We start from the raw sequence: 22,089 nt of genomic DNA on the forward strand, positions 1-22,089 counted from the left end.
TAGAGTTCTCCGCAGCACAAGCCCGCCGACATCGAGATATACTGATTCGCTTCGGTCGTCATCCTCATCGCAATCAAGCTCTAGGACGCCAATCAACCCCGGAAGAACTGGAGTATCTGGCAAGTGGACAGCTTGTCCATAGGCGCTCAATGCCGTCCCACCTATCGCAGTTTCTTTCTGAGACTTGAGCGAGCTAAACCCTATTTTTCATCGTTACAATCACCGTCTAAGCAGATGTCCATGCACACCGACCGTCGAGAGTGGATTGGTGATGACGTATAAGTTATCTGCGGCAGGTAATGGGCAATGTTAGAGTGCGTGTCTGAGCCTGTTGGAGGTTGATATGGCACTTCCCTTCGCTGGGTTAAGTTTTCCTGAGATGTATGAGCAGGCGCTCGTGGGCCCTCTGTTCCATCCTTGGGCTGAACGCCTCCTCGACGATGTAGAGCTTGCTGCCGGAGACTGCGTTCTCGATGTGGCTTGTGGAACCGGCATCCTCGCGCGGCTGGCGAAGGAACGCTTGGGCGAGAGCATAAGGGTAGTCGGTGTTGACTTAAATCCGGCAATGCTCGCAGTCGCACGTCAAGTGGCCCCAGGTGTCGATTGGCGCGAAGGCGATGTCGCTGCACTGCCGCTTCACAAGAGCGAACGGTTTGACGTCGTCGTCTGTCAGCAAGGAATCCAATTCTTCTCGAACCGGACTGCTGCGGCACGGCAGATGCGAGGCGCACTGGCGGCGGGCGGCAGATTAGCCGTGAGCGCCTGGCGAGCGGACGAGGAACTTTCGGTGTTGCGGGAACTCCGTCGTGTCGTGGAACGGTACCTCGGGCCTATCATCGACCGCCGCCACAGTTTTGGAGAGACTGCCCCGCTCGAGGCCCTGCTTCGAGAAGCTGGCTTTCACGACGTCCGATCGAAGACGGTCTCACGCACTATCCGTTTCGATGACGGAGCTGTCTGGGTGCACATGAACGCGATCGCCCTGGTCGGCATGAGTGGTGCAGCCAAGGCAATGGGCGAAGCGGAGCGCGAACGAGTGATGGCGGCCATCGCTCGCGACAGCGTCGAAGTGGTGCGGCCATACACTGATGAAGCAGGGCTTGCCTTTGAGCTCAGGGCGAACGTGGCAACAGCCCGAGGTTGAGGGGTTGAATGAATCGCAGGTTCATAGACGATAGAGACAGAGTAGAGGAACTAGGATTAAATTGGACAAATTTCCTGGATGAGCCGAGGGGGTGAAAGGGCATGGAAGGGCGTGATCAAAATGCTGCGATCGCTCACTAAAATACCCAGTGTTCTCGAATTACAGTGATTGGGAATCTTGAGTCCAGCCCTCACAATTTCTGATCATGAGTCGATTCTTTACCTTGACTCGCCCACTCTTGGCACCCTTGCTGCCTCAACCAAACAGCAATCCTCCTACCCCCACAATCGAAAGTTATGGGCAAGGTGAGTCTGGTATCCCAATGGAAGAGATGCAGCCCATCATGGAGTGGCTGTTCGCAAGTCTCTTGAATGCTGGGTACTACGGCACTGCTCACCTCATCTGGTTCAACGATGCCGCACCTAATCCAAAGCTAGAGAAGGCAGTAAAGACGGGCATCAAGCGGGACGAGCCAACCTTGCTTTACCGCTGTGCATCACAAGTGCAGCCACCACCCAATGGCTACTACTGGCGCTTAATGGCAGAACACCCCTCCAGCCGAATCTATCAGCTAGAAGTGAAGGATGAGGATTGATGGGGCTGAGTATCAGGCGCAAGATACCGGAATGCGATTGCTGCATTTCCTATGCTCACGATCCTCATCTGCTCTGTACTGTGCATCCAGAGGGTGTGAGTAGCGATGCTTGCTCAGATTTCGAGCACAACCCTACAGCAGAAGCAGAAGAACTTTGGGAACCAGTAAGGAGCCAGTTACTACAACGGTGAACTGATTCTTGCTCCAGAGCAGCGGTGGACACTGTTGGAGAAGTTAGCTCTACTCGACTCACACCCTATATTCACAGGCCGATGCCTCAATTATGAGGCTGGCATCGCTTTGGAAAATTCAAGAGTGCATTGGGATTGTGGACACTGTGGCTGGAAAGATGATTCGCTGTAAAAAGCCCATTAATTTACCTGGGCACTTTTGTCTGAGCGCTTCCTTCGGGGCAGATGGGGGAGCCATTCCTAAGTGTAGGTTTTATGGCGAGCGTTGCTTTTGGCCCTCTAGCCTCACAAATAATATTTTTTAATGGGAGTTCTTCTGGGTTAGCTTTTTCTTCTACTTTCTGATCGAGAAATACAGCTCCTACATATCCTTTACGATCAGAGGCCATACTTCCGATCGGCACTGCATAGAAGATTGCGGATGTTGGCGTGTTTTGAAATGGATACTCATTCCAGTCAGTTTTGCTTGGGTAGCCTAGCCCTAGGGCCTTGGAGGAACTAGCAAGTCTTCCATGCTCAAGATAGTAGGCTTGCTGCGCTCGATTGGTTGTTTCAGTTAGAGACTTTGCCTCTCCTTCCATGTGCTTGCAAGCCATTCCCAGGAAGATACATGGCTTAAGGAATATGAAAGCCGCAGCAGGTAAAGTGATCGCCGCCAATGCCAAAAATCGATTCATTCTTTCACCGAGAAGGGTCTTTTTGGGGGGGTTATGCAAAGAACCCCAAAATCGTAACCATTCTGCCTTCCCAGGGCCCATTCTTCTGCACAAAATCTCGAATGCTGCCATTGAAGACGATGGTGGCTGGGTTAATACAAACGTCGTACCCCTCTCCGGAGGTGTAAACATTCATTTCTTCGGCAATCGCTGCTCCAGAGAAGCTGACAGATAGGGGAATGAACGCTAACGAGAGGGTAACAGTCCAGCGTAGGGATTTCAACATGGCTTGTTTGAGGAGTGTCTTGCTTAAAGTCCCCATTTAAGAGAGAAAAATCCCTAGGCGATGGTGAAGAGACGATCAACTCTAGATAGTAACTCAGTCAATTGTTGACCCAGATCTATCATCACCACCACTCGTTCCGAGCAACAGGAAGACGCAGGGACACAGCACGCCACCCATTGGCACCAAGCATCACTCTTGGGCACAGTTTGTCACGCTGAGAGGGGAGTGATGGCAATAATCCAATCGTATCAGGCACCTATTGGCACCTTCTGTCACCCCCTGACACAATCTGCAGATGATGTGCCGCTGCCGCACTTTGGTTGGCGATCGCTACTCCTCCACATAAATCAAATCTTTGGGGTCCAAATCCACTCGCTCGCCTCTAGGGTTTTTGCCGCTGACCCACCACCGACCTGCATTCGTAAACACTCGCTCAACCGTCATCTCTTCTGTCTGTAAGAGCCACACATAACTGCTTCCCGCTGCCTCGTTCCCATGCCGAGTGTTGACGAACGCTTGAACTTTGAAACTGAGGTTGTAGAGGTCTACAAACACTGCTCCATTGGCAAACGCAATTTCTTTCAGTTTTATCCGCATGGCGATCGCCTCCTATCAGTCTTCATGTAGCCAATGGTCTGGATTTCCCAAAGTCCATGACTCAGTCTGTAGGCGCAAGATTGCCGTTTCCGCATGGCGATCGCTTCACCAAAACGCCCGACGGTGGTTGGACCAGCGGGCCTTTCAGGAGTTGTGCCCAGATCCACGTAAAACAATGCCATCAAATTCCGTTGGACTAGCGTTGGCGTAAATCACTCAAAAGTGATGGTCTGAAACCATGATTCTGCTGTAGTACTCGATCGCTGAAACTCTCTAAAACTGTCTGAATAGTTGCGTGCTTCGCAATCATTCTGATTCGGAACCTTGCGGGCTGGCCTGCCCTAATGGTTGCCCCAGCGGTTGTTGGAGCTGATAGCGCCCTTGGAGAATTTGTCCAGCCTGCATGATTGCGTCGTGCCTGTATAAAGCCACTAATTTGCTTTTGCCAGTGCCGCTGGATTAGTGCATGGCAGCTTTATTCTAAACGTTGCACCCTTACCAGGGGGGCTAATCGCTGTAATCGTGCCCTGATGAGCTTCGACAATCTGGCGAGCGATCGCCAATCCTAGCCCAGTGCCACTGCCTTGGCGGGACGGATCAGCCGTATAAAACTGCTCAAAAATATGAGGTAACGCAGCCTCACTAATGCCAGGGCCTTGGTCCCGGATCGTAACAATCGCTTCACCGTTCTGCGATCGCCCCACAACAAATACCTGAGTGTCAGGAACTGAGTGCTTGATGGCGTTATCCAGAATATTCATAAAGGCTTGCAGCAAACGTTCTGGATCTCCTTGGCTCTGCATGTTGGCCACATCCATCTGAATGCCAATGCCTTTAGATTGCATGCGAGATTCTACCGCTCGCACCGCTCGGTTCACCAAATCCCGCAAGTTGACCGGCTGTTGCTCTAGGGGCGCAACTCCTGCTTCTAATCGGCCCAAGTCTAGTAAGTCGTGAATTAAGCGAGCGAGCCGTTTGGTTTCGTCTTCAACCGTTTGGATAAAGCGATCGCGCAACTCGGGTTCTTCGCTCGCACCACTTTTTAGCGCTTCCACTGTCACTAAAACATTGCTTACGGGCGTCCGCAGTTCGTGGGAGACACTAGCTAAAAAAGCACGTCGCTCCTTGTCCAGAGAAGCCAAGCGCTTACTCATGCGGTTCAGTTCTGTAGCCAGCTGACCCAGTTCGTCTGCTTGCTGAATGCTGAGTTCCTCGCCTAGATGACCGCTGCCAATCTGTATGGCAAAATTACGCATGGCCTGGATGGGCCGAGCCATATTCCGAGCTAACCATTCGCTGATCAAGGCGCAGAGAACCACCGTCAAGGCCAGCGTCCCTAGAACAGTCAGAGCAACATTGCGAAATTGCCGTTGAAACTGCTCCAGCGTAATCGACATCCGCAAAACCCCTAAGAATTCCCCGTTGCGGATGATCGGGACAGTGGAGTACAAGCGATCGTCATTCGATAAGACCCCTTTGGCCATTCCCTGAGTTGCACGTTTTTGCAGCGCTGCGGCAATTCCAGGTACTTCTAGCCAGTTCAATACTTGTCGGTCTTGGTCCGGAGCTGAAGTTGCTAAGAGTCGGCCTTGAGGGTCAAAAATTCGTAAGGTGACAGCTTCCGACTGACCGTATCTTTTCACAGTTACAGTAGCTCGGGCTAGATCATCCTCTGCCAGAGCTTCTGCTACACTCTCACTCAAAGCATTCGCCCAGGTATTGATATCTGCCTGACGGCTACGCATGAAGTAACCGTGGAATGACCAGAGAATATAAGCCGCTAAAAACGAGGTCCCTAGAGCAGTTAGGGCTAGATAGGTAATAAATAGTTTGCGGTAAATAGAGTTCCAGCGCATCCGAGTAGGCAACCAGTTTAGGACGCGCTTTGAAGGAGACTTTAGGTCTGCATCTAGGTCCTGCTCAGTCCTCACGATTGCGCCGCTTGACCCACAGAGCGTCCCCGAATCACTGCTTTGATCCGAGCTAAGAGTTCTCGTGTATTAAACGGCTTCGTCACATAGTCATCTGCGCCCGCTTCCAAGCCCCAGACTTTGTCAATATCTTGGTCTTTGGCGGTCAACATCACAATTGGGACGTTAGAAAAAGCTCGAATGCGCCAACATAGTTCCATGCCACTAATGCCAGGCAGCATCAAATCCAGAATCATCACATCTGGAACTTGTTTGTGGAATAACTTCAGAGCGGTTTGCCCATCACCTGCTGTAGTTACTTGATAACCTTCTCGGATTAAGGCGTAGGAGAGACTAGCTCGTAGGGCCTCTTCATCATCTACTAATAGAACATGCGGCATCTTAAGTTTCCTTTCTCTATAACGCCCCTAGCTAAGCGATTGCACAATGCTGATTTCACTTATTTCACCGACAGATACCCCAAGTTAGAAGCTCAATCTCCTAAACCTGTGATCGCAATGATTCCGAAGAGACTGTAATCACTCTATTAACTGAGCTGACAGTTTCTCGGCAACCGCGTTTATGTTTTAGACTAACTTTTTGCCAACACCAAATCATTCTTTCCCAAGGCAGATCCCTAATTTAAGCTTTAGTGACTAATTCTAGGCTAGAGCTCTTGCGTGAATAGGTAGAAGGTGGATAGAAGTAGGTCAAGGAGGAGCGAGCCATGACCTATGAACAACTCAAATGTCTCAAACTAAGTACCTTTAAGCGCAGGTGCGGGGTGCATCGAGGGACCTTCGAGCAGAGGTTGCAGTTCTATGCCCGCATCTCGACTGTCGCGGCAAACGGGTGGACAGCCTAAGCTGAAGGTCGAAGAGCAACTGCTACGGGTCCTGGAATATTGGCGAGAATTACGCACATTGGAAGTGGAACTAGGATGTCAGGTACCTGCGATCGCTTTGACAGGTTATGCCGGCAAAGAAGTGCGGGAGCGATCGCTAGAGCTGGGATTTCAGCAATACCTCACCAAGCCGATTCCTGGCAGATGCATTGATAGAAATCGTTATCCAGCTTCTAGAGCCGTCCGGATAGGTAATGAATGGCTGAGGCGACCAATAATCGGGTAGATTCCCCCATAGGCACCAAGTCTATCCTCTGAGAGGATAAGAGGTATAAAAGCCATCAGCTAGCATTTAGTACCCAAAGCGCATATTAAAACCGTTGGCTGGCATTTAATATTTCAGAAGCAGCCTCGATCACTGGATTGAGGCTGCTTCTTTTGGTATTGGGATACTTGAGTCCGCAGTGTCAGCTAAATTCTTCTACGTAGTTAATCAACTTAAGCCCCTTCTGCTGGGCTAGTTCCAAGGCAAATGCATAAGCCACTGGATAGTCCGCTTGGCTAGAGACAAAACGGCCTGGTCTGTAATCTGACCCATTGTCGAGGTAGAGCACAACAGCACTTTGCTCGACATAGATGGAGTAAAGGACCACTTGCGTCGTCTGGGGGCTCATGGAAGTAGACAGGCTTGTAGGGAATTGCTGTATTCTCTACGCCAAATGGCGCAAGTGAAAACTATCAGCAGAGGTATTAATCTTGCGTGGCCATAGCAACATAGGTGATCAATACGGGCTGGGCTGGCATGAACGCGATCGCCCCTCTACCTTTCCCCTGAGTGGCGCAATCAAGCTTTCCCGGTCGCACGGTTTAGGCAAATGTTGAGCTAATCAAAAGGCTGGATGCAGCATCTAAAAACCTAGATTTATGGAGATGCAGGCAATTGCATGCTTAATTTTGTTCATCCCATTACGATGGCTTAACCAGAGTCGGCAAGCCTCATTTACCAGCCCTTTTTCTGTATCCGTTAAAAGTTCTTCTGGTTTTTCTGCTGCTAGAATCTCGGCGGCTTGTAAAGCTAGTGAGTATTCCACACCGCCCTTAATAAACTGAGCTAGGAACACTTTTTGTTGTTCATGAAATGATTTGGTGGCGCTAGTGTCGCTCAACATAGGGAATAGAACAATTTTATTTGATTAGCCTCGCCTTACCTCTAAAGATGCCACCACACCCCTAGGATAGATACTGATGAGCTTGTTTGCGAAACGAGCGATCGCAGACCCAGCCCTCACCAAAGAGATCTGTATTAATTTATACCCAAACGGGTAACCTAAGAAAAAACTTGTTTGAATAACTCTATGAACCTCGATGAGTTTGAGGGCCAAGTTATAGATGCGCTCGAAGTTGGGCTCAACCGACTTCAAACAGTCACGCTTTTAGTCGTAAACCTAGAGCAACAGCTCGAAGCAACCCGCCACAGCCTGCAAGATCTCACTCAAGTCATTGATACCTTCATTGCTGCCGAAAAGCAAAAACGAGACTAAACCTAGAACTGAGCTCCTCTTGATGGCGAAAGAACTATCCAACACAAACCTTTTCAATCGCGGCGACTAGCTCTTCTGGGCGGCTCGGCTTGACAAAATAACCTTGCACTCCCAATTGCAATGCTTGTTGGCGCTCGGCTCGAAAGGCAAATGCTGTCAGGACGATGACAGGTAAATGCTGAAACTCTATCTGCTGTCGCAGTGCTTCCAGTAATTGGTAGCCACTGATGTCGGGTAACTTTAAGTCTAGTAAAACCACATGCGGCTGAAACTGAGTCAGGGTTGAGAGAAAGCTGCTACCCTCTGCCAAACTCAGCACTTGATAGCCTCGATAAGAGAGGTAGTCATTCAGTAGCAATCGATTGAAGTCATCATCCTCAACTAACAAGACTCTTACCGCTGGGCTCGGTTCAGAAATCGAAGCATCCATCATGTCAGTGCTTATGGGTACGAGGTAGAGCTAAACTCTGGAGTTAGAATCACAGCGTTTGAGCTTTTGGATGTTGCGCATTATACATGTAGTCTTTACATAGCTCAGTGATTGGACTCTCAAAGCGCGATCGCCCCCTTCAACTACACCTCTAAGAAGCAAAAGCTAGGAGATGGTGTAGCGCAATTGCTAGCTCTGTGACCCTCAGCACATAAGAAAGTAGCCAGAGGAAATTCAGCTCAAGCCTTCACCACTTTTCAAGGGTGCGAGGTAGCAGGCAGATTAGTGGTCACCATTCCTCTTAACACTCCACTTAAACTGGCTAATTTTGCTCGAAGGTCAACAGCAGAGCAGCTTGAGTGGTGTAGTCAGATACAAAAAGTAAAACTAATTGATATTACTTACTTTTTGGTAATGCTTTGTTTTATTTGGGAAAACTATAAGTAATTGCTCATGCGGTAAATATTCCTTCCGTTAAGTATCAAGAGGCCGGACCTTAACTCAGTGTTGTGAGGGGGATAACTGATGCAGCGAAATGGGATGAGTGAAGAGCCAGACATCAAGTCACGCCTGAGGGGCATTTCAATTCTCTTAGTTGAAGATGACCCAGACACCTTAGCGATATTCGATTTGTTTTTAACTCACATGGGAGCTACAGTCGCTACAGCAACAACAGTGAAAGCAGCTCTCAAAATGGCGGAAGAGGTTCAACCAGATATTCTGATTAGTGATCTCCAGTTACCCGATGGCAACGGTTATGATCTGCTCGACATGATTAGAAAACTTCCATCGAGTTCATCTAAGCTAATTCCTGCGATCCTGATGACGGGACACAGTACACCCTTTTCAGAACCTGCTTACAATCAAGGGGCGCTATCGGGCGGGTTTCAAAAGTTCTTGGCCAAACTCTTCAATATTGATGAGTTACTTGCCGCGATCGCTGAATTCACCAGAGGCGTAAATCAAGACGCACACGTTTACTGCTGCGATATCTGAGCTGCAAGTTAAGAATTCGGAAGTGGCATAAGTTCGATATGGCGAAAGTATAAATGGGAACATTTGCATAAGTAGTCCCATTTCGTTCTCGTACTTTCGCCTATGAAGACACAGGATAGCCACCCGCAACGGGCAATCTCATTGCAGTTGCTGCTGATTGTTCCGTTCGTGGTGCAAATCTTCGGGGCGGTGTCTCTCGTGGGGTATTTGTCCTTCTACAACGGGCAAAAGGCCATCAACGCACTGGCGAGTCAATTGATGGACCGGACCAGCAAGGCAGTCGATCAACATCTCGACTCGTATCTCTCGGTGCCACACAAACTTTTGCAGATGAATGCCGATGCCATCCGTCTGGGGTTTTTAGATGTGCGAGACACCAAAATGCTGGAACGCTACTTCTGGCACCAAATGCAAGCCTATGACTTGAGCTACATCGGTTTTGGCTTGACTACCGGGGCCGGGGGAGGTGCAGGAAGGTACGATGGCAAAACAGTTGTGATTGATGAATGGCGTTCTTCTAATGGGCTCAATAACGCTTTGAGCTATGGGACTGACCAGCAAGGTAATCGGACCCAGGTAGTGAGCACTTTTACTTGGAACAATTTTAAGGAAACCTGGTATACCGAGCCTGTCAATGCCAAGAAGCCGGTCTGGTCGAGAATCTTCACCATCAATTACCCGAACCATCCTTATGTGGTGGCCTCAGCGGGTCGTCCACTTTATGACGCGAACAATCGTTTGCTAGGCGTGGTGGCAATCGATATTCACTTGTTGAAGCTCAGCGATTTCCTGCGCAATTTGCAAGTGAGTCGCGGGGGCCAAGTGTTTATCTTGGAACGAAATGGTTTACTGATTGCCAACTCTGGGACCCAGAAACCTTTTGTGGTCGTGAAGGATGAGATCCAGCGATTGCAGGCGATCGACAGCCCTAACCCGGTGGTTCGCGGTGTGAGCCAGCAACTCCAGCAGCGCTTTGACAGTTTTCAAAAGATTGCCACGAGCCAAAACTTACAGCTCTCTTTGCAAGGGGAGCTCTACTACGTGCAAGTCACTCCTTGGCGCGATGAGTACGGCTTGGATTGGCTGGTCGTGGTCAGCGTGCCAAAGAGTGATTTTATGGCCCAAATTGACGCCAACACTCAGAGCACCATCTGGCTCTGCTTCGCAGCCTTAGGAGTTGCCTCTGTGCTCAGCGTGTTCACCTCTCGCTGGATCACACAGCCCATCCTGGTCTTGAATCGGGCGAGTAAAGCTATTGCTTCGGGTCAGCTAGACCAAACTGTGAAGGAGAGTGGAATTCAAGAACTCGATGGCTTGGCTAGCTCCTTCAACTACATGGCGGGGCAATTGCAGGAGTCGTTTACGGCTTTGGAAGAGAGTAATACAGAGTTAGAATCTCGCGTCGAAGCCCGCACGGGTGAACTCAAAACCACCCTAGAAGAGTTGAGGCGCAGTCAAGCTCAGGTCATCCAGAGTGAGAAAATGTCCAGCCTGGGCCAACTGGTAGCCGGAGTCGCCCACGAAATTAACAACCCCATCAACTTTATTCATGGCAACCTGACTCATGCTCAGGAATATACCCAGGGATTACTAGAGTTCATTCAGCTCTATCAACAGCGCTATCCGGACCCCGGACCTGACATCGAGAGCGCAGCGGAGGAGATTGACCTAGAGTTCTTACAGTCGGACCTGCCGAAGATGCTAACGTCCATGAAACTCGGCAGCGATCGCATCCGGCAAATTGTGCTATCGCTGCGGAACTTCTCACGCATGGATGAAGCCGAGATCAAGCCAGTCAGCTTGGATGAGGGCTTGGATAGCACGCTGATGATTTTGCAGCATCGGCTCAAAGCTCGACCGGAGCGACCTGAGATTGAGGTGATCAAAGACTACGCCCAGTTACCGCTCGTCGAGTGCTATGCCGGGCAGCTCAATCAGGTCTTTATGAACATCCTCGTCAACGCGCTGGATGCCCTCGAAGAAGCAAATGCAGACCGAAGCTATGCCGAGAGGCAAGCTCATCCGAGTCAGATTACGATTGAGACCGCTTTAATGGATGCCAAGTGGGTACAAGTGGCGATCTCAGACAACGGACCTGGGATACCAGAACAGATCAAACAACAGATTTTCGACCCCTTCTTCACCACGAAACCCGTGGGCAAAGGAACAGGGATGGGGATGTCGATTAGCTATCAAATTATCACTGAGAAACATCAGGGTCATTTGAGATGTTTCTCCACACCCGGAAAAGGGACTAAGTTTGTCATTCAAATTCCTATCCGACAAAAAGCTGTGAGCTGACCTAGATGGATATGCCCTTACTCACAAGATGAGGTGCGGTAGTAGGGACGTCATTCAAGCTAGAAGCCGAAAGGCAAATTCCCCAGTCCAATAACTGAGCGATCGCTTTGGCAGTACCTTCTGTAATTCTAATTGCACTGTATTTTTATACTTGTCTTACTTAAGATAGACCCAGAACTCGACAAGATCCCTGTAGTTTGAAAGTAATTAATTATGCTTCTACCTCTCTGGATTATCACTGAGATGGGAGTAGCTCTGTTCGCTAGTAATACTTGTAGATATGGAATTGTCTAATCAAGCTTTACCTCTTGAGGGTGTCCGCTTACTTCTCGTAGACGACCAGGTCGATATCACTAAAATTGTCACCTGGATTCTTGAAGATGCGGGAGCGGAGGTGGTTGCCGTCCATTCTGCGGAGGAGGCGCTCAGGGCCGTGGAAGGTTTCCTCCCCGACATTTTGATTAGCGATATCTGTTTACCTGACATGAATGGTCATTTACTGCTCCAGCATCTGCGAGAGCGAATTGGAACTCTCCAGCTTGGACCCACCCAGGACATCCCCGCGATCGCGCTCAGCGGTTACAGCAACCCATCCCTAGACAACGGAAGTAGCCAGGGGGCCGTCGCAAGTTTTCAAAAGTACTTGGCAAAACCCTTTGAGCTGGAGGAGCTAGTGAGATCAGTAGCAGAGCTCAGTCAGGCTCAGAGTGGAGTGCAATTAGTCTCCTAGCACTTTTACCTGGAACTCAGCTTGATTCGCAAAGATACAAAAAACTTGAGTCATGCTAGTCAGCTCTAGAAGCATCTTGGCTTGATCACCCAAAGAGCATAAAAACAACTGTCCCTCACCAGCCTGAATATCTTTGAGAATCATGACCAACATTCCCAAGCCATGACTATCCATAAACTTCACTGCTTGGAAGTTAATCAAAAAGGTCTTAATTCCTACCTTAAGGGCATCCTGAATTTCCTCGTGAAGGTGATTAGCCGCAGTACCGACTAGCAATGAAGGAGGATAGGAAATGACTACGGGATTAGATTTCATCAGGAGCTGCCTTGTTAGTTGAGGTGTTACTTGTGATGCCCGAAATAACACCAGTGAATGCAGGGTACTCATCACTGGCCTTACCTAAGCGATCGCCTCCCAACTCCTTCTAAGATTGGGAATGCTCTCTAGTCACTAAACTTCCAAGTGCCCCTGTTAGAGGTCTAGGATTCAGGCATCTTCTTGCGGCATCTCTCCTGCTGAGAAGCGATCGCCGCATTTGTCTAGGAGGCTTTGAGTTATATGTAGCGATAAGAACTTTGTTGTCAAAATTCTAAGAAATATTGGATAGGTATAAAATTATACTTAACCAATTTAGTCAATGGTTTGACGATGACCGTATTAGTAGGTGAATGTTTGCTCTCTGAGACAGGTCATTTCTATCGAGTTATAGAAGATGCTGATGACGTTATTTCCCTAACAAGAGTCAACAGCTTTACAGTAATTGCCTTCAAGAGAGGTTCGATTCAAACTCTGTTCCGTCCTTGTGCTTGCTCTAAAGCTGGAGACTCCGTCAAGGGATGGCTACCGATAGAGGCCGATTAGCTTTGTCATGACCTTTGACACCAACACTCTGAATTGAGAAATATAGACTCGCTCTTCTACTGGGGCTTAATTAGCAGTACGGTCAATCCCTTCACCCCTCTTCATAAGTCTGATCGCTAGCTATATAATTTTAGAAATTAAACTAGCAACAACTACAGTCCCTGGTTCAGGTTGAATCTGGGGACTTTTTGTATAAGGATCAGCCTGAAATTAGAGATTAATTGAGCAGCAAGCACTCAGCCCAAAATCAGAAAATTTCTGAATCTCAAAACTTGGTTTAAATTCTGCGTCACCAGAGCGATCGGCCCTCTAACTTTTCCCCTGAGTTGCGTAATCAAGTTTTCCCGACGCACAGCTCAGGCAAATGCTAATTCTACTATGAAAGAATTAAATAGTTGGCTATTAAGCTCAGCTTTAGTGCTTTAGCAGAAGTTGTCCAAGTGTGGAGGTGACATTGCAGGCGCTTCAGCAGGCAATTGCTGCTTTAAGCTTTGGAATCGATCGATTAAGCTTGCCAATACTGTAATAAACTCAACCGGTTCTACTGGCTTAGGGACATGGGACTGAAAGCCTGAAGCTAAGGCTTTGATGCGGTCTTCTGTACGCGCATAAGCAGTTAGGGCGATCGCCGGAATTCGACCTCCTTGCTCTGGCGCTAAGGCGCGAACTTGACGAATCAGCGTGTACCCATCCTCACTAGGCATGCCAATATCACTGACCAATACGTCAGGTTTTTGGTCAAAAGCGGACTGGATGATGATAGATAAAGCCTCTCTAGCGGAGGCCACGGTCGTGGTCACGGCTCCTCTTTGCCTTAGCAGCATGGCTAACAACTCGCGGGCATCGATTTCGTCATCTACAATCAAAACTTTCAAGCCATCTAATCTCGGTGTGTCCAGCAGAGGAGCTGTATCACTGACAGTAGGATGTACTCGTTCCATGTCTGTTGGTTCTGGACGAAAGATGGTAATGGGTAGATTGACCATGAAGGTAGCTCCCTTGCCTTCACCGGCGCTGGTGGCATCAACACTTCCCCCATGCAGTTCTACTAAGTGACGGACAATCGCTAAACCAAGGCCCAACCCTCCATGTGCCCTAGTAGTAGTACTATCTGCTTGCTGTAAGCGCTCGAAGACATAAGGTAGAAACTCAGGGCTAATTCCTTGCCCAGTATCACTCACAGTCACCTCGATATGAGAATTGATCCGCTCTAAACGAATCTGCACTCGACCACCTTTGGGAGTAAACTTCACGGCATTGGAGAGTAAATTCCAAAATACCTGTTGCAGGCGATCGGAATCACCCGAAACAGGACCAGCATTGGGGTCTAAGATACTTTGCCAGCGAATATCTTTGGCTTCTGCGGCAGGTCGGATGGAGTCGATCGCGGCCTCAATCACCGAAACTAGGATTACCGGACGAACATTTAAGCGCAGCTTGCCAGTAATAATGCGAGAAACATCCAATAGGTCATTGATGAGTTGATTCTGCGCCCTCGCGTTTCGTTCGATTGTCTCTATCGCCCGATTTGTCGTGGCTTCATCGAGTTGTCTAGAACGCAGCATGGTTGACCATCCCAGCATGGCATTTAGAGGTGTCCGCAACTCATGGGAGACAGTAGCGAGAAACTCATCTTTCAGCCGATTGGCCCGGGATAACTCCTCTGTTTGTTGCCGCAGTAGTGCTTCAACTTTTTTGCTTTCACTCAGGTCAAGCACAAAACAGACCCAAGCGAGTTCGTCACTTTCGAGTCGTGCAGCTCCCAGTAAAATGGGAACCTGACTGCCATCTTTACGAATGTATGCCTTCTCGAATGGGGTGCAACTCCCCGAGGCAGCAAGTTCTTGTAACACGAGCTCATCCTGCTGGACGTACTCTGGTGGTGTCATCTCAGACCAGTTCATCACGCCATCATGCAAGTCTTCACGGGTATAACCCACTATTTTGAGGAAGGCATCGTTCGCCTCCATAATCGTGCCACTGGGACCCGTCAGAAGCACGCCAATAATGTTGGATTCAACTAAGCGGCTGAAGCGAGCTTCACTTTTCTTCAGCGCCACCTGTTGGATTCTCAGGTCTGCGGCTAAGGCTTCGGCTTGCCGCCGTGCCACAACTTGGTCGGTCACTTCAAAGCCAAAGGTAATCACCCCTTCTACAGCCCCATTGATATCGAACATGGGCTGGTAGACAAAGTTGAAAAACCCCTCCTCGATTGATCCATTCCCTTGCCGATCCAATTGAGCCGCGATTTCGTTGCCAAAGAAGGGCTGTCCAGTGGCCAGCACTTGATCTAGAAGTTCAAAAAAACCTTGTCCTGCTAGTTCAGGAAAGGCTTCTCGATTGGTGCGCCCAATCAGTTCGCGGTTTCCGACGAGTTGATAGTAGCGGGGATTGGCAAACTCAAAGACATGATCAGGCCCACGACTGATACAAATAAAAGCTGGAGCTTGGAGGAGAAGTGAATGCAATCGATTCCGCTGCACCTCCGCTTCTGCTCGCGCGGCTTGCTCTCGTACCAGAAGCTGGTTCCGCTCGGCCTCCGCTTGCTTGCGCTCGGTCACATCTCGGGAGATTACCACCACAGATTGCGTGGATGGATCTGCGTGGAGTGGAGCCAGAATATATTCGTAAAACCGCACCCCATTGTCTGTGGTGAAAACTGTTTCGCTAGTGAGCGATCGCCCAGTCGTCATCACGGTTTCTCGCTGAGCATCTACGGGTTCCATCAGATCAGCAGGTAAACCCAGCTCTTTCCAAGTTTTACCAACCAAATCATGGGGTTGAAACCCTAGTACTTGGGCTCCTCCATCGCTGACATATCGATATCGCCCTGCTTGGTCAAAGACATAGATATGATCCACAGATGCGGAAAAGATCGCATTCAAGGTATTCGTTTGTGCTTGGCCCTGAACGACTAATTGCCGATACTGTTCCTCACTAAGCTGCAGCTTGAATAATGATCGCTCCACCCGCTGCTTGGCGACCCGTAGGGCATCAGATAGGGCACTGATCAGGACGCCCTCCAGCAGAAACAAACTTAACCGCGAGCCATTCACCCAGTCTAGAGACAGGGAATATAGAGGCGGAAGAAAAAAGTAAGTGCTAATGAAACCTGACAAAGCGGTGGCAAAGAGTCCTGGACCTAAGCCTCCATACCAAGCACTGACCATGACAGCGCCGAAGAACAGCAGGAAAGGGCTGCGAGTCATAGCTAGCAGAGGGTCTAGTAGGAGCATCAGCACACTTGCCAGCAAAACGCTGAGCCCAGCAATGCCATAGCGCTGTACTTGAGAGCGGGTCGGATGGGGCATTTTCTTAGGTGAGATCAAGTCAATCAAGATAGCGATACCGAGTTGTTCGCGCTCATGATTTCATTAAAGCGATGATCGCTCTCACTAAATTCTCTGGTTCGACGGGTTTTGCCATGTGCCTCTGAAACCCTGCTGCCAGGGCTTGCTGCTGATCAATTTCTCCAGCATAGGCGGTCAGGGCGATCGCTGGAACTTGTCCGCCTTGTTCTGGTGGTAACGCTCTCACCTGTTGCATCAACATGTAACCATCCATATTGGGCATGCCAATGTCGCTGAGCAGCACATCTGGCTGGGCTCGAATTAACAAAGCTAAGGCTTCATGGGCGGTCGCGGCTGTCAGCACGCTCGCTCCAGCTTCCTCTAATACAAACGCCGCAAATTCGCGAGAATCAAGTTCATCATCCACGACTAGAACTTGAATGCCATGCAAGTCACAAGATAACTCTGATGATGTATGAGTCGGCTCGACAGTTGCCTGTATGTGTCTCATGGGCAGTGTCACGGTAAAGGTTGCTCCCATTCCAATTCCTGGGCTGGCGACTCTAACTGTGCCCCCGTGCAGTTCGACTAAGTGACGCACAATCGCCAGCCCTAATCCGAGTCCCCCAGATTGTCGGGTTGTAGTGCCGTTGGCTTGGCGGAAGTAGTCGAATACATAGGGTAGAAACTCCGGTGCAATCCCCTGTCCCGTATCGCTGACTGTAATGTGAGCGTCTGTATCTAAGCTCTCTAGCCGGATACTCACTTGTCCTCCTGCCGGCGTGAACTTCACCGCGTTGGAGAGTAGATTCCAAATGACTTGTTGCAGGCGAGTAGCATCCCCGAAAACTTGCCCTACATCTGCCAATCTTGACTCTAACTTGATGACTTTGGCCTCTGCTGCCAGTCGTACTGTTTCTGTGGCCGCTTGAATGATCGAAGTTAAGTTAAGAGGGCTAGGATTCAAGTTGAGTTTACCTTGAAGAATCCGTGAGACATCCAGCAAATCCTCAATCAATTCCGATTGCAGTTGGGCATTGCGTTCAATAATCTTCAATGCTTGCTGGGTCTTAACGGCATCTAGCTTGCCATTCTGCAAGAGTCTAGCCCAACCCAAAATTGGGTTGAGCGGCGATCGCAATTCATGGGACAGCACTGCTAAGAACTCATCTTTGACGCGGTTGGCTCGTTCAGCTTCTTCCCGGACTGTTTGTTCCGTAACTAGAAGCTGTTCGCGTTCTACCTCAGCTTGCTTACGAGCTGTGATATCTTGCACGACACCCAGCATTTCTAAAACTTGCCCAGACGAGTCATACTGGGCCCGCCCTTTCGCAGCGATCCAACGTTCTGACCTATTCGAATGCAAGACCCGATACTCAATATCGTAGTCCGTTCGATTGGCAACCGCTTGTTCCGCTTGTAAACGCGCTTGCTCTCGATCTTCTGGATGAATCAGACTTTGCATCTGGGTCCAGTTCATATAGGGACCCGGGGGGATTCCAAACATTTCAGCTGCTTGTTCTGAAAAGGTCACGATGTCTGTGGCTGCACTCCAACTCCAATCCCCTAGCTTTGCCGCCGTCAACGCGATACTAAGTCGCTCAGCACTTTTCCTCAATCGTTCTTCAGCTTGTTTGCCCTCAGTAACATCGAGAACAGTTCCCAAAAAGCTCACAGGTTGCCGAAACTCTCCCTCCCCTATAAAAAGCGCTTGCCCATTAGCAGATATCCACCGTTCAGTAGCGTCGTCCCAGAGAATGCGATAGTCAATTTCATAGATTCCTGATGAACTGGGATGGAGAGCTGCGGCAATTGCCGTTGCCACTCGTTCTCCGTCAGCTGGGTGAATCCGTGCCATAACTCTAGGCAGCGGTAAGGTGGCTGCCTCTTGGGGTTCTCCCCAAATCTCTCGCGTCCGCTCGTCTAGCTCTACGACCTTCAGATCGAGGTTGTACCGCCAAGTACCCAGTCGCGCGACTTGAATGGCCAGCCGTGCCTGCTCCTCACTTTGTCGTAATGCTGCTTCTACTTGTTTGCGATCGCTGAGATCTACCGTGACCGCTAGCATCGTGTGTGGACGACCTGGCTCATCGTCAAGGCGGGTGAGGCTGCTGTTGGCCCAGACCGTGGACCCATCTGGACGTAAGTAGCGCTTGTCGAGTGAGATGGGTCTACCTGTTCCCAGGAGTTGCTGGATCGCTGCCCAGCTCTTGGGAACATCTTCAGGATGGGTAATATCCAGGATGCCTGCCGCTAACATCTCCTCGGGCGATCGCCCGAGGATGCGGCACAGCTCATCATTCACCCGCTGGAAACGTCCATCCAGGGAGACTTCGGAGAGTCCCACAGCCGCTTGTGAAAAGATGGCGGATAAGTGTGCCTCGCTTTTCCGCAGTTGCGCCTCCGCTTGTTGGCGCTGGTCTTCGCTCTGCTGGCGCTGTGTAATGTCTCGTGAGATGCACAACAGCCGTTCCACTTGCCCGTCTGCCCCTCGAATAGAACTAATTTTGTTATCCCACCACTTGGGTTCGCCCGTGAGGGTCGGACGATACCCTTGAAAAGTGGAAACTTTACCAACTCTGGCTCTGGCAACCGCCTCCATAGCTGCTTGCTGATCGACACCTTTCCAGAATTCAGCCCAAGGCCTGTGGAGGAAGGGCGTTATATCCTGGATACCCAGCAATGCTTGTCCTCCTGGACTCATAAACAGAATGCGCCCCTCTAAGTCCAAGACCTTGATACAGTCGTCGCTGCTATCCAGAATCTGCTGAGTCAGCTCTTGGCTTTGGCTCAATGTTGTGACTGCTGCTACTGGAACAGCAACTTCAGGGACAGTGTGAGATGAATCATTGCCTGAAGAAACAGTGCGATGGAGGTCGTCAGTCATACAGTCTCCATCCTTATTCTGGAAAGTATTTAGCGAGTAAATCTTGGCCAGCATCACCCATTTGCTTCAGCAAGTGTTCAATCTGCTTCAACACAATCGGCAAAGGCTTGGTTCGTCCATTCTCCCAACGATTGACGCTCTGAAATGAAACCCCGAGCTTCGCCGCAAACCTGGCTTGCGAGAGTTGCAAGCATTGTCGGGTTTCTCTCACTAGATCGGCTAGATGGGATTGCTCAATCGTAGACATAGGGAAAGAAACATTAATCGCATCGGCATCAGCTATACCACGTGGTATAAACGACATTCTATCCATCAGAGGACAGAGGCTTCCTTCGCTTCAGCTCTCAGGCAAAAAGGGAACAAGAACTGATTTAGGAGATCAAGCCACCACGTAAAGCTCTCACGGCTGCCTGAGTGCGGTCCTCAGCACAAAGCTTGTTGAGAATGCTTCGGACATGAGTTTTGACAGTCCCGACCGTGATGTAATATCGTGCGGCGATCTCAGCATTGGTACATCCTTCGACAATCAATCTGAGGACATCTAGCTCTCGGCTCGTCAGCGGAGCCGCTGCGATAACGCTGGCATACTCCTCGTCCACCGCAATCGCTCTAGAGCTAGGCTCAGATGCAGAGGTCTCTTGAGCCGCCTGCATCTCATGGCTGTGCTTTAAGATAATCCGGGCAATGGTGGGGTCAATCCAATTGTTGCCTTTATGAGTGCTAGTTACGGCTTCGAGGAGATGCGTCGTACTCATATTTTTCATGCAGTAGGAATCCGCCCCGGCCCCGAAAGCAGCTAACACTGCAGCTTCATCATCCTGCATCGTCAACATGATCACTTTGGTTGGGGCAGATTCAGGATGATTCTCACTCCACCATTGCTTGAATCGATGAACCACCTCAATGCCATTGAGACCAGGCATATCGATATCAACCAGGGCAACATCAGGTTGAGTCTCCATGAGTAAGGTCAAGCCATCTGGACCATTAGCGGCTTCCCCGATCACCTCAATTCCTGGCTGAAAGTTGAACATGGCACAGAGCCCTGCACGAGTCAGGTCGTGGTCTTCAATCAGAGCCACTCGAATCAGGGTCATGAGCATGGTTTCTTGAGCATATAACTTTTCAACGGTCTCAACAATAATTGTAATAACAACTCTACTGGAAGGGTTGTCGGCTCAGGTTTACGACTCCAGAATTCTTAATGTGCCATTGGAGTGCGAGCAACCCATAACGCCAGCAGCTATTTACGGAAGCCCCACGTTGCTTAAGTATCGTTAAATTTGAAACCCAGTTAGAAGCTATTTGGCAATTAAGCGATCGCGATCGTTGATGACGGACTCAGCCATCAAGGACTATCAAAAAAGGGGTATAAATTGACGAGGCTGAAACGGCCTGAAATCAGGGCGGGAGTTATGAGTCAAAGCCCTATCAAAAAAGGGCCCTTTTTTGATAGCCTGGCAGCATGAAGCAAACCATTTGTACCCTATACCTTCATGTTTCAACTGTCGATAAGGACAAGATACTGATATAGCGATCCTAAGGGGCTCATGAAAATGAGCCATACATAAATACTTTCGGAAACTGGAAAATTTGACAGTGTGTCGCAAACTCAAATAGTCACTTGACGGCTCGGAACGATTTGCACAGCTGGTAAAACTCTCGAATGAAACGGGCTTGTACCCCCACTGCCGCTATGCATTTTTGCACAGGAGCAATCGCTTGGCTTAGGGAATATAGGGAAACTCGATCGCAGGAGCACTGCCAGTCGCCACCAGACCCTGATAAATTGAGGCGGCCACTTCAGCACGGGTCGCGGCGCGATTGGGATTGAGAACATCAATGTTGGGGTAGTTCACAGTGAGGTCGCGGAAGGTCGCCGCCGCCACGCCATCATCGGCATAAGAAGGAATTGAATCGTAGTCACGGAAGCCACCTGTCACGCTGGCATTGGTTCCACTCGGCTCAAACTGTAGACCGCTCGCCAGAGCGACTAAAACCTGAGCGCGGGGCATGGGCTGATCTGGGTTAAAGACATTGCCAGGATAACCACTGAGAAAGCCTTCGGCGTAAGCGGTTTGGATGGCGCTGGCGGCCCAATAGCTGCTGGGCACATCCCGAAAACGAACAGCACTGCGAACAGTCGGTCGGTCGAACGCCTGCCCGACCAAGACGGCAAACTGGGCACGAGTAATCGGCTCGTCGGGGCGAAAGCTGCCGTCGGCAAAGCCGCGAATCACATCACGATCGACGAGTGCTCGAATGAATTGTGCTGCCCAATAATCTGACGCTACATCTGAAAAAGTGGTTTGCGCTTGAGCCGGAATCTGTCCCATTAGTGAGGACAGCGTTGCAACGGTCAGACTGAGGGACAGGAATCGAATAAATCGGCTAGAAAATTTAGCTTGAATAGACATAAGTGATGAGTCGATAATGAGGTAGAAATTGGCCCAGAGCGGTGTAATCAAAAGTATCAGAATTTTGTGTAAGGCTTTGACAAGTACTGAGAGAAGCTATAAATTCCTGCTTTGGGGTTGTAGGGGTCCTTCTTGAAATTTAGAGGGATCTCTGCTCGTATCTAGGCAAAGTTTAGGCAAGGTTGTAGAGTGAAGCGCTAAACCGTATATAGATAGAGAGATTTGAGTTTTACTTCTGGAGACTCATAAACCCCAGGCTATAGGTGAAGCTTGAGTAAAATGACTCAGATCTTGCACCTCGTAATCTGAACCTCCCACCCCTGCTGCTGTAACAGCATGCGCTTTTGCTCAACTTCCTGAAGCAACAGGGCAACAACCACCTCGCCTAGGCAGGCTCCGAGCACGGTTGTCGC

The 22,089-nt window shown here is 49.7% G+C and carries 24 protein-coding genes; 9 read left to right on the plus strand and 15 right to left on the minus strand.

Annotated features, from left to right (window positions below):
* The 3 genes from H6F90_RS03860 to H6F90_RS03870 form a co-directional block, all read left to right on the plus strand.
* Window positions 1-188 (plus strand): DUF924 family protein (locus H6F90_RS03860; RefSeq protein ID WP_190550393.1); only part of this gene is annotated, 188 nt, incomplete at its 5' end.
* 155 nt (window positions 189-343) lie between these two features.
* Window positions 344-1,144 carry a class I SAM-dependent methyltransferase gene (locus tag H6F90_RS03865; protein WP_190550395.1) on the plus strand — a complete coding sequence of 267 codons (801 nt, stop codon included), beginning with the start codon at window positions 344-346 and terminating at the stop codon, window positions 1,142-1,144.
* Between the two features lie 205 nt (window positions 1,145-1,349).
* On the plus strand, window positions 1,350-1,739 hold the full coding sequence (locus tag H6F90_RS03870) for a hypothetical protein (protein ID WP_199295703.1): 390 nt from the start codon (window positions 1,350-1,352) through the stop codon (window positions 1,737-1,739).
* A gap of 376 nt (window positions 1,740-2,115) precedes the next feature.
* Here H6F90_RS03870 and H6F90_RS03875 read toward each other — a convergent pair whose 3' ends face one another.
* The 6 genes from H6F90_RS03875 to H6F90_RS03900 form a co-directional block, all read right to left on the minus strand.
* Complete coding sequence (locus H6F90_RS03875; RefSeq protein ID WP_190550397.1) at window positions 2,116-2,607, minus strand: type IV pilin-like G/H family protein; 492 nt, start codon at window positions 2,605-2,607, stop codon at window positions 2,116-2,118.
* Window positions 2,608-2,638: 31 nt separating this feature from the next.
* Window positions 2,639-2,872 carry a hypothetical protein gene (locus H6F90_RS03880; protein WP_190550399.1) on the minus strand — a complete coding sequence of 78 codons (234 nt, stop codon included), beginning with the start codon at window positions 2,870-2,872 and terminating at the stop codon, window positions 2,639-2,641.
* 330 nt (window positions 2,873-3,202) lie between these two features.
* Window positions 3,203-3,469 (minus strand): hypothetical protein, encoded by a 267-nt coding sequence (locus tag H6F90_RS03885; RefSeq protein WP_190550401.1) that lies wholly within the window; start codon window positions 3,467-3,469, stop codon window positions 3,203-3,205.
* On the minus strand, window positions 3,460-3,651 hold the full coding sequence (locus H6F90_RS03890) for a hypothetical protein (RefSeq protein ID WP_190550403.1): 192 nt from the start codon (window positions 3,649-3,651) through the stop codon (window positions 3,460-3,462). Before H6F90_RS03890 ends, H6F90_RS03885 begins: the two co-directional genes overlap by 10 nt.
* A gap of 249 nt (window positions 3,652-3,900) precedes the next feature.
* The gene (locus tag H6F90_RS31385; protein WP_370587940.1) at window positions 3,901-5,400 is read right to left on the minus strand and encodes an ATP-binding protein; all 1,500 of its coding nucleotides are present in this window, start codon (window positions 5,398-5,400) and stop codon (window positions 3,901-3,903) included.
* Window positions 5,397-5,780, minus strand: coding sequence for a response regulator transcription factor (locus H6F90_RS03900; protein WP_190550405.1), 384 nt, complete (start codon window positions 5,778-5,780; stop codon window positions 5,397-5,399). Before H6F90_RS03900 ends, H6F90_RS31385 begins: the two co-directional genes overlap by 4 nt.
* A gap of 420 nt (window positions 5,781-6,200) precedes the next feature.
* On the opposite strand from H6F90_RS03900, the gene H6F90_RS03905 reads away from it, so the two are divergent.
* Window positions 6,201-6,509 carry a hypothetical protein gene (locus tag H6F90_RS03905; protein WP_190550407.1) on the plus strand — a complete coding sequence of 103 codons (309 nt, stop codon included), beginning with the start codon at window positions 6,201-6,203 and terminating at the stop codon, window positions 6,507-6,509.
* Between the two features lie 181 nt (window positions 6,510-6,690).
* Here the strand turns inward: H6F90_RS03905 and H6F90_RS03910 are convergent, their stop codons facing one another.
* On the minus strand, window positions 6,691-6,897 hold the full coding sequence (locus H6F90_RS03910) for a hypothetical protein (RefSeq protein WP_190550408.1): 207 nt from the start codon (window positions 6,895-6,897) through the stop codon (window positions 6,691-6,693).
* A 234-nt stretch (window positions 6,898-7,131) separates the two neighbouring features.
* On the minus strand, window positions 7,132-7,392 hold the full coding sequence (locus H6F90_RS03915; RefSeq protein WP_190550411.1) for a hypothetical protein: 261 nt from the start codon (window positions 7,390-7,392) through the stop codon (window positions 7,132-7,134).
* Between the two features lie 186 nt (window positions 7,393-7,578).
* On the opposite strand from H6F90_RS03915, the gene H6F90_RS03920 reads away from it, so the two are divergent.
* On the plus strand, window positions 7,579-7,764 hold the full coding sequence (locus H6F90_RS03920) for a hypothetical protein (RefSeq protein ID WP_190550413.1): 186 nt from the start codon (window positions 7,579-7,581) through the stop codon (window positions 7,762-7,764).
* Between the two features lie 34 nt (window positions 7,765-7,798).
* Here the strand turns inward: H6F90_RS03920 and H6F90_RS03925 are convergent, their stop codons facing one another.
* Window positions 7,799-8,197 carry a response regulator gene (locus H6F90_RS03925; protein ID WP_190550416.1) on the minus strand — a complete coding sequence of 133 codons (399 nt, stop codon included), beginning with the start codon at window positions 8,195-8,197 and terminating at the stop codon, window positions 7,799-7,801.
* Window positions 8,198-8,734: 537 nt separating this feature from the next.
* Between H6F90_RS03925 and H6F90_RS03930 the strand changes: the two genes are divergently transcribed.
* The 3 genes from H6F90_RS03930 (at window position 8,735) to H6F90_RS03940 (ending at window position 12,221) form a co-directional block, all read left to right on the plus strand.
* On the plus strand, window positions 8,735-9,190 hold the full coding sequence (locus tag H6F90_RS03930; protein ID WP_206756156.1) for a response regulator: 456 nt from the start codon (window positions 8,735-8,737) through the stop codon (window positions 9,188-9,190).
* Between the two features lie 102 nt (window positions 9,191-9,292).
* Window positions 9,293-11,491: an ATP-binding protein gene (locus tag H6F90_RS03935; protein WP_190550420.1), complete on the plus strand. Its 2,199-nt coding sequence runs from the start codon at window positions 9,293-9,295 to the stop codon at window positions 11,489-11,491.
* Between the two features lie 280 nt (window positions 11,492-11,771).
* Window positions 11,772-12,221 carry a response regulator gene (locus H6F90_RS03940; protein ID WP_190550422.1) on the plus strand — a complete coding sequence of 150 codons (450 nt, stop codon included), beginning with the start codon at window positions 11,772-11,774 and terminating at the stop codon, window positions 12,219-12,221.
* Here H6F90_RS03940 and H6F90_RS03945 read toward each other — a convergent pair.
* Entirely contained in the window at window positions 12,210-12,536 is a 327-nt protein-coding gene (locus H6F90_RS03945; protein ID WP_190550424.1) for an STAS domain-containing protein, read from the minus strand. The two genes, H6F90_RS03940 and H6F90_RS03945, sit on opposite strands and share 12 nt — an antisense overlap.
* A 333-nt stretch (window positions 12,537-12,869) precedes the next feature.
* Between H6F90_RS03945 and H6F90_RS03950 the strand changes: the two genes are divergently transcribed.
* Entirely contained in the window at window positions 12,870-13,082 is a 213-nt protein-coding gene (locus H6F90_RS03950; protein ID WP_190550426.1) for a hypothetical protein, read from the plus strand.
* A 422-nt stretch (window positions 13,083-13,504) separates the two neighbouring features.
* Here the strand turns inward: H6F90_RS03950 and H6F90_RS03955 are convergent, their stop codons facing one another.
* The 5 genes from H6F90_RS03955 to H6F90_RS03975 form a co-directional block, all read right to left on the minus strand.
* The gene (locus H6F90_RS03955) at window positions 13,505-16,393 is read right to left on the minus strand and encodes a PAS domain S-box protein (RefSeq protein WP_190550428.1); all 2,889 of its coding nucleotides are present in this window, start codon (window positions 16,391-16,393) and stop codon (window positions 13,505-13,507) included.
* A 52-nt stretch (window positions 16,394-16,445) separates the two neighbouring features.
* The gene (locus tag H6F90_RS03960) at window positions 16,446-19,259 is read right to left on the minus strand and encodes a PAS domain-containing protein (protein WP_190550430.1); all 2,814 of its coding nucleotides are present in this window, start codon (window positions 19,257-19,259) and stop codon (window positions 16,446-16,448) included.
* A 13-nt stretch (window positions 19,260-19,272) separates the two neighbouring features.
* A complete protein-coding gene (locus H6F90_RS03965) occupies window positions 19,273-19,563 on the minus strand; it encodes a DNA-binding transcriptional regulator (RefSeq protein ID WP_242024324.1) in 291 nt (96 codons plus the stop codon).
* A 67-nt stretch (window positions 19,564-19,630) separates the two neighbouring features.
* Window positions 19,631-20,362 (minus strand): response regulator, encoded by a 732-nt coding sequence (locus H6F90_RS03970; protein WP_370587941.1) that lies wholly within the window; start codon window positions 20,360-20,362, stop codon window positions 19,631-19,633.
* 624 nt (window positions 20,363-20,986) lie between these two features.
* Window positions 20,987-21,676: an S-layer homology domain-containing protein gene (locus tag H6F90_RS03975; protein ID WP_190550432.1), complete on the minus strand. Its 690-nt coding sequence runs from the start codon at window positions 21,674-21,676 to the stop codon at window positions 20,987-20,989.
* Between the last annotated feature and the right edge of the window lie 413 nt (window positions 21,677-22,089).

The sequence above is a fragment of the Trichocoleus sp. FACHB-591 genome (assembly GCF_014695845.1).
Taxonomy (GTDB): domain Bacteria; phylum Cyanobacteriota; class Cyanobacteriia; order FACHB-46; family FACHB-46; genus Trichocoleus.

What these genes read in the sequence shown, in the direction of transcription:
- H6F90_RS03865 (WP_190550395.1), top strand. Translation starts at nt 344, where the DNA reads ATGGCACTTCCCTTCGCTGGGTTAAGTTTTCCTGAGATGTATGAGCAG.
- H6F90_RS03870 (WP_199295703.1), top strand. Translation starts at nt 1,350, where the DNA reads ATGAGTCGATTCTTTACCTTGACTCGCCCACTCTTGGCACCCTTGCTG.
- H6F90_RS03875 (WP_190550397.1), bottom strand. Translation starts at nt 2,607, where the DNA reads ATGAATCGATTTTTGGCATTGGCGGCGATCACTTTACCTGCTGCGGCT.
- H6F90_RS03880 (WP_190550399.1), bottom strand. Translation starts at nt 2,872, where the DNA reads ATGTTGAAATCCCTACGCTGGACTGTTACCCTCTCGTTAGCGTTCATT.
- H6F90_RS03885 (WP_190550401.1), bottom strand. Translation starts at nt 3,469, where the DNA reads ATGCGGATAAAACTGAAAGAAATTGCGTTTGCCAATGGAGCAGTGTTT.
- H6F90_RS03890 (WP_190550403.1), bottom strand. Translation starts at nt 3,651, where the DNA reads ATGGCATTGTTTTACGTGGATCTGGGCACAACTCCTGAAAGGCCCGCT.
- H6F90_RS03900 (WP_190550405.1), bottom strand. Translation starts at nt 5,780, where the DNA reads ATGCCGCATGTTCTATTAGTAGATGATGAAGAGGCCCTACGAGCTAGT.
- H6F90_RS03905 (WP_190550407.1), top strand. Translation starts at nt 6,201, where the DNA reads ATGCCCGCATCTCGACTGTCGCGGCAAACGGGTGGACAGCCTAAGCTG.
- H6F90_RS03910 (WP_190550408.1), bottom strand. Translation starts at nt 6,897, where the DNA reads ATGAGCCCCCAGACGACGCAAGTGGTCCTTTACTCCATCTATGTCGAG.
- H6F90_RS03915 (WP_190550411.1), bottom strand. Translation starts at nt 7,392, where the DNA reads ATGTTGAGCGACACTAGCGCCACCAAATCATTTCATGAACAACAAAAA.
- H6F90_RS03920 (WP_190550413.1), top strand. Translation starts at nt 7,579, where the DNA reads ATGAACCTCGATGAGTTTGAGGGCCAAGTTATAGATGCGCTCGAAGTT.
- H6F90_RS03925 (WP_190550416.1), bottom strand. Translation starts at nt 8,197, where the DNA reads ATGATGGATGCTTCGATTTCTGAACCGAGCCCAGCGGTAAGAGTCTTG.
- H6F90_RS03930 (WP_206756156.1), top strand. Translation starts at nt 8,735, where the DNA reads ATGAGTGAAGAGCCAGACATCAAGTCACGCCTGAGGGGCATTTCAATT.
- H6F90_RS03935 (WP_190550420.1), top strand. Translation starts at nt 9,293, where the DNA reads ATGAAGACACAGGATAGCCACCCGCAACGGGCAATCTCATTGCAGTTG.
- H6F90_RS03940 (WP_190550422.1), top strand. Translation starts at nt 11,772, where the DNA reads ATGGAATTGTCTAATCAAGCTTTACCTCTTGAGGGTGTCCGCTTACTT.
- H6F90_RS03945 (WP_190550424.1), bottom strand. Translation starts at nt 12,536, where the DNA reads ATGAAATCTAATCCCGTAGTCATTTCCTATCCTCCTTCATTGCTAGTC.
- H6F90_RS03950 (WP_190550426.1), top strand. Translation starts at nt 12,870, where the DNA reads ATGACCGTATTAGTAGGTGAATGTTTGCTCTCTGAGACAGGTCATTTC.
- H6F90_RS03955 (WP_190550428.1), bottom strand. Translation starts at nt 16,393, where the DNA reads ATGCCCCATCCGACCCGCTCTCAAGTACAGCGCTATGGCATTGCTGGG.
- H6F90_RS03960 (WP_190550430.1), bottom strand. Translation starts at nt 19,259, where the DNA reads ATGACTGACGACCTCCATCGCACTGTTTCTTCAGGCAATGATTCATCT.
- H6F90_RS03965 (WP_242024324.1), bottom strand. Translation starts at nt 19,563, where the DNA reads ATGTCGTTTATACCACGTGGTATAGCTGATGCCGATGCGATTAATGTT.
- H6F90_RS03970 (WP_370587941.1), bottom strand. Translation starts at nt 20,362, where the DNA reads ATGCTCATGACCCTGATTCGAGTGGCTCTGATTGAAGACCACGACCTG.
- H6F90_RS03975 (WP_190550432.1), bottom strand. Translation starts at nt 21,676, where the DNA reads ATGTCTATTCAAGCTAAATTTTCTAGCCGATTTATTCGATTCCTGTCC.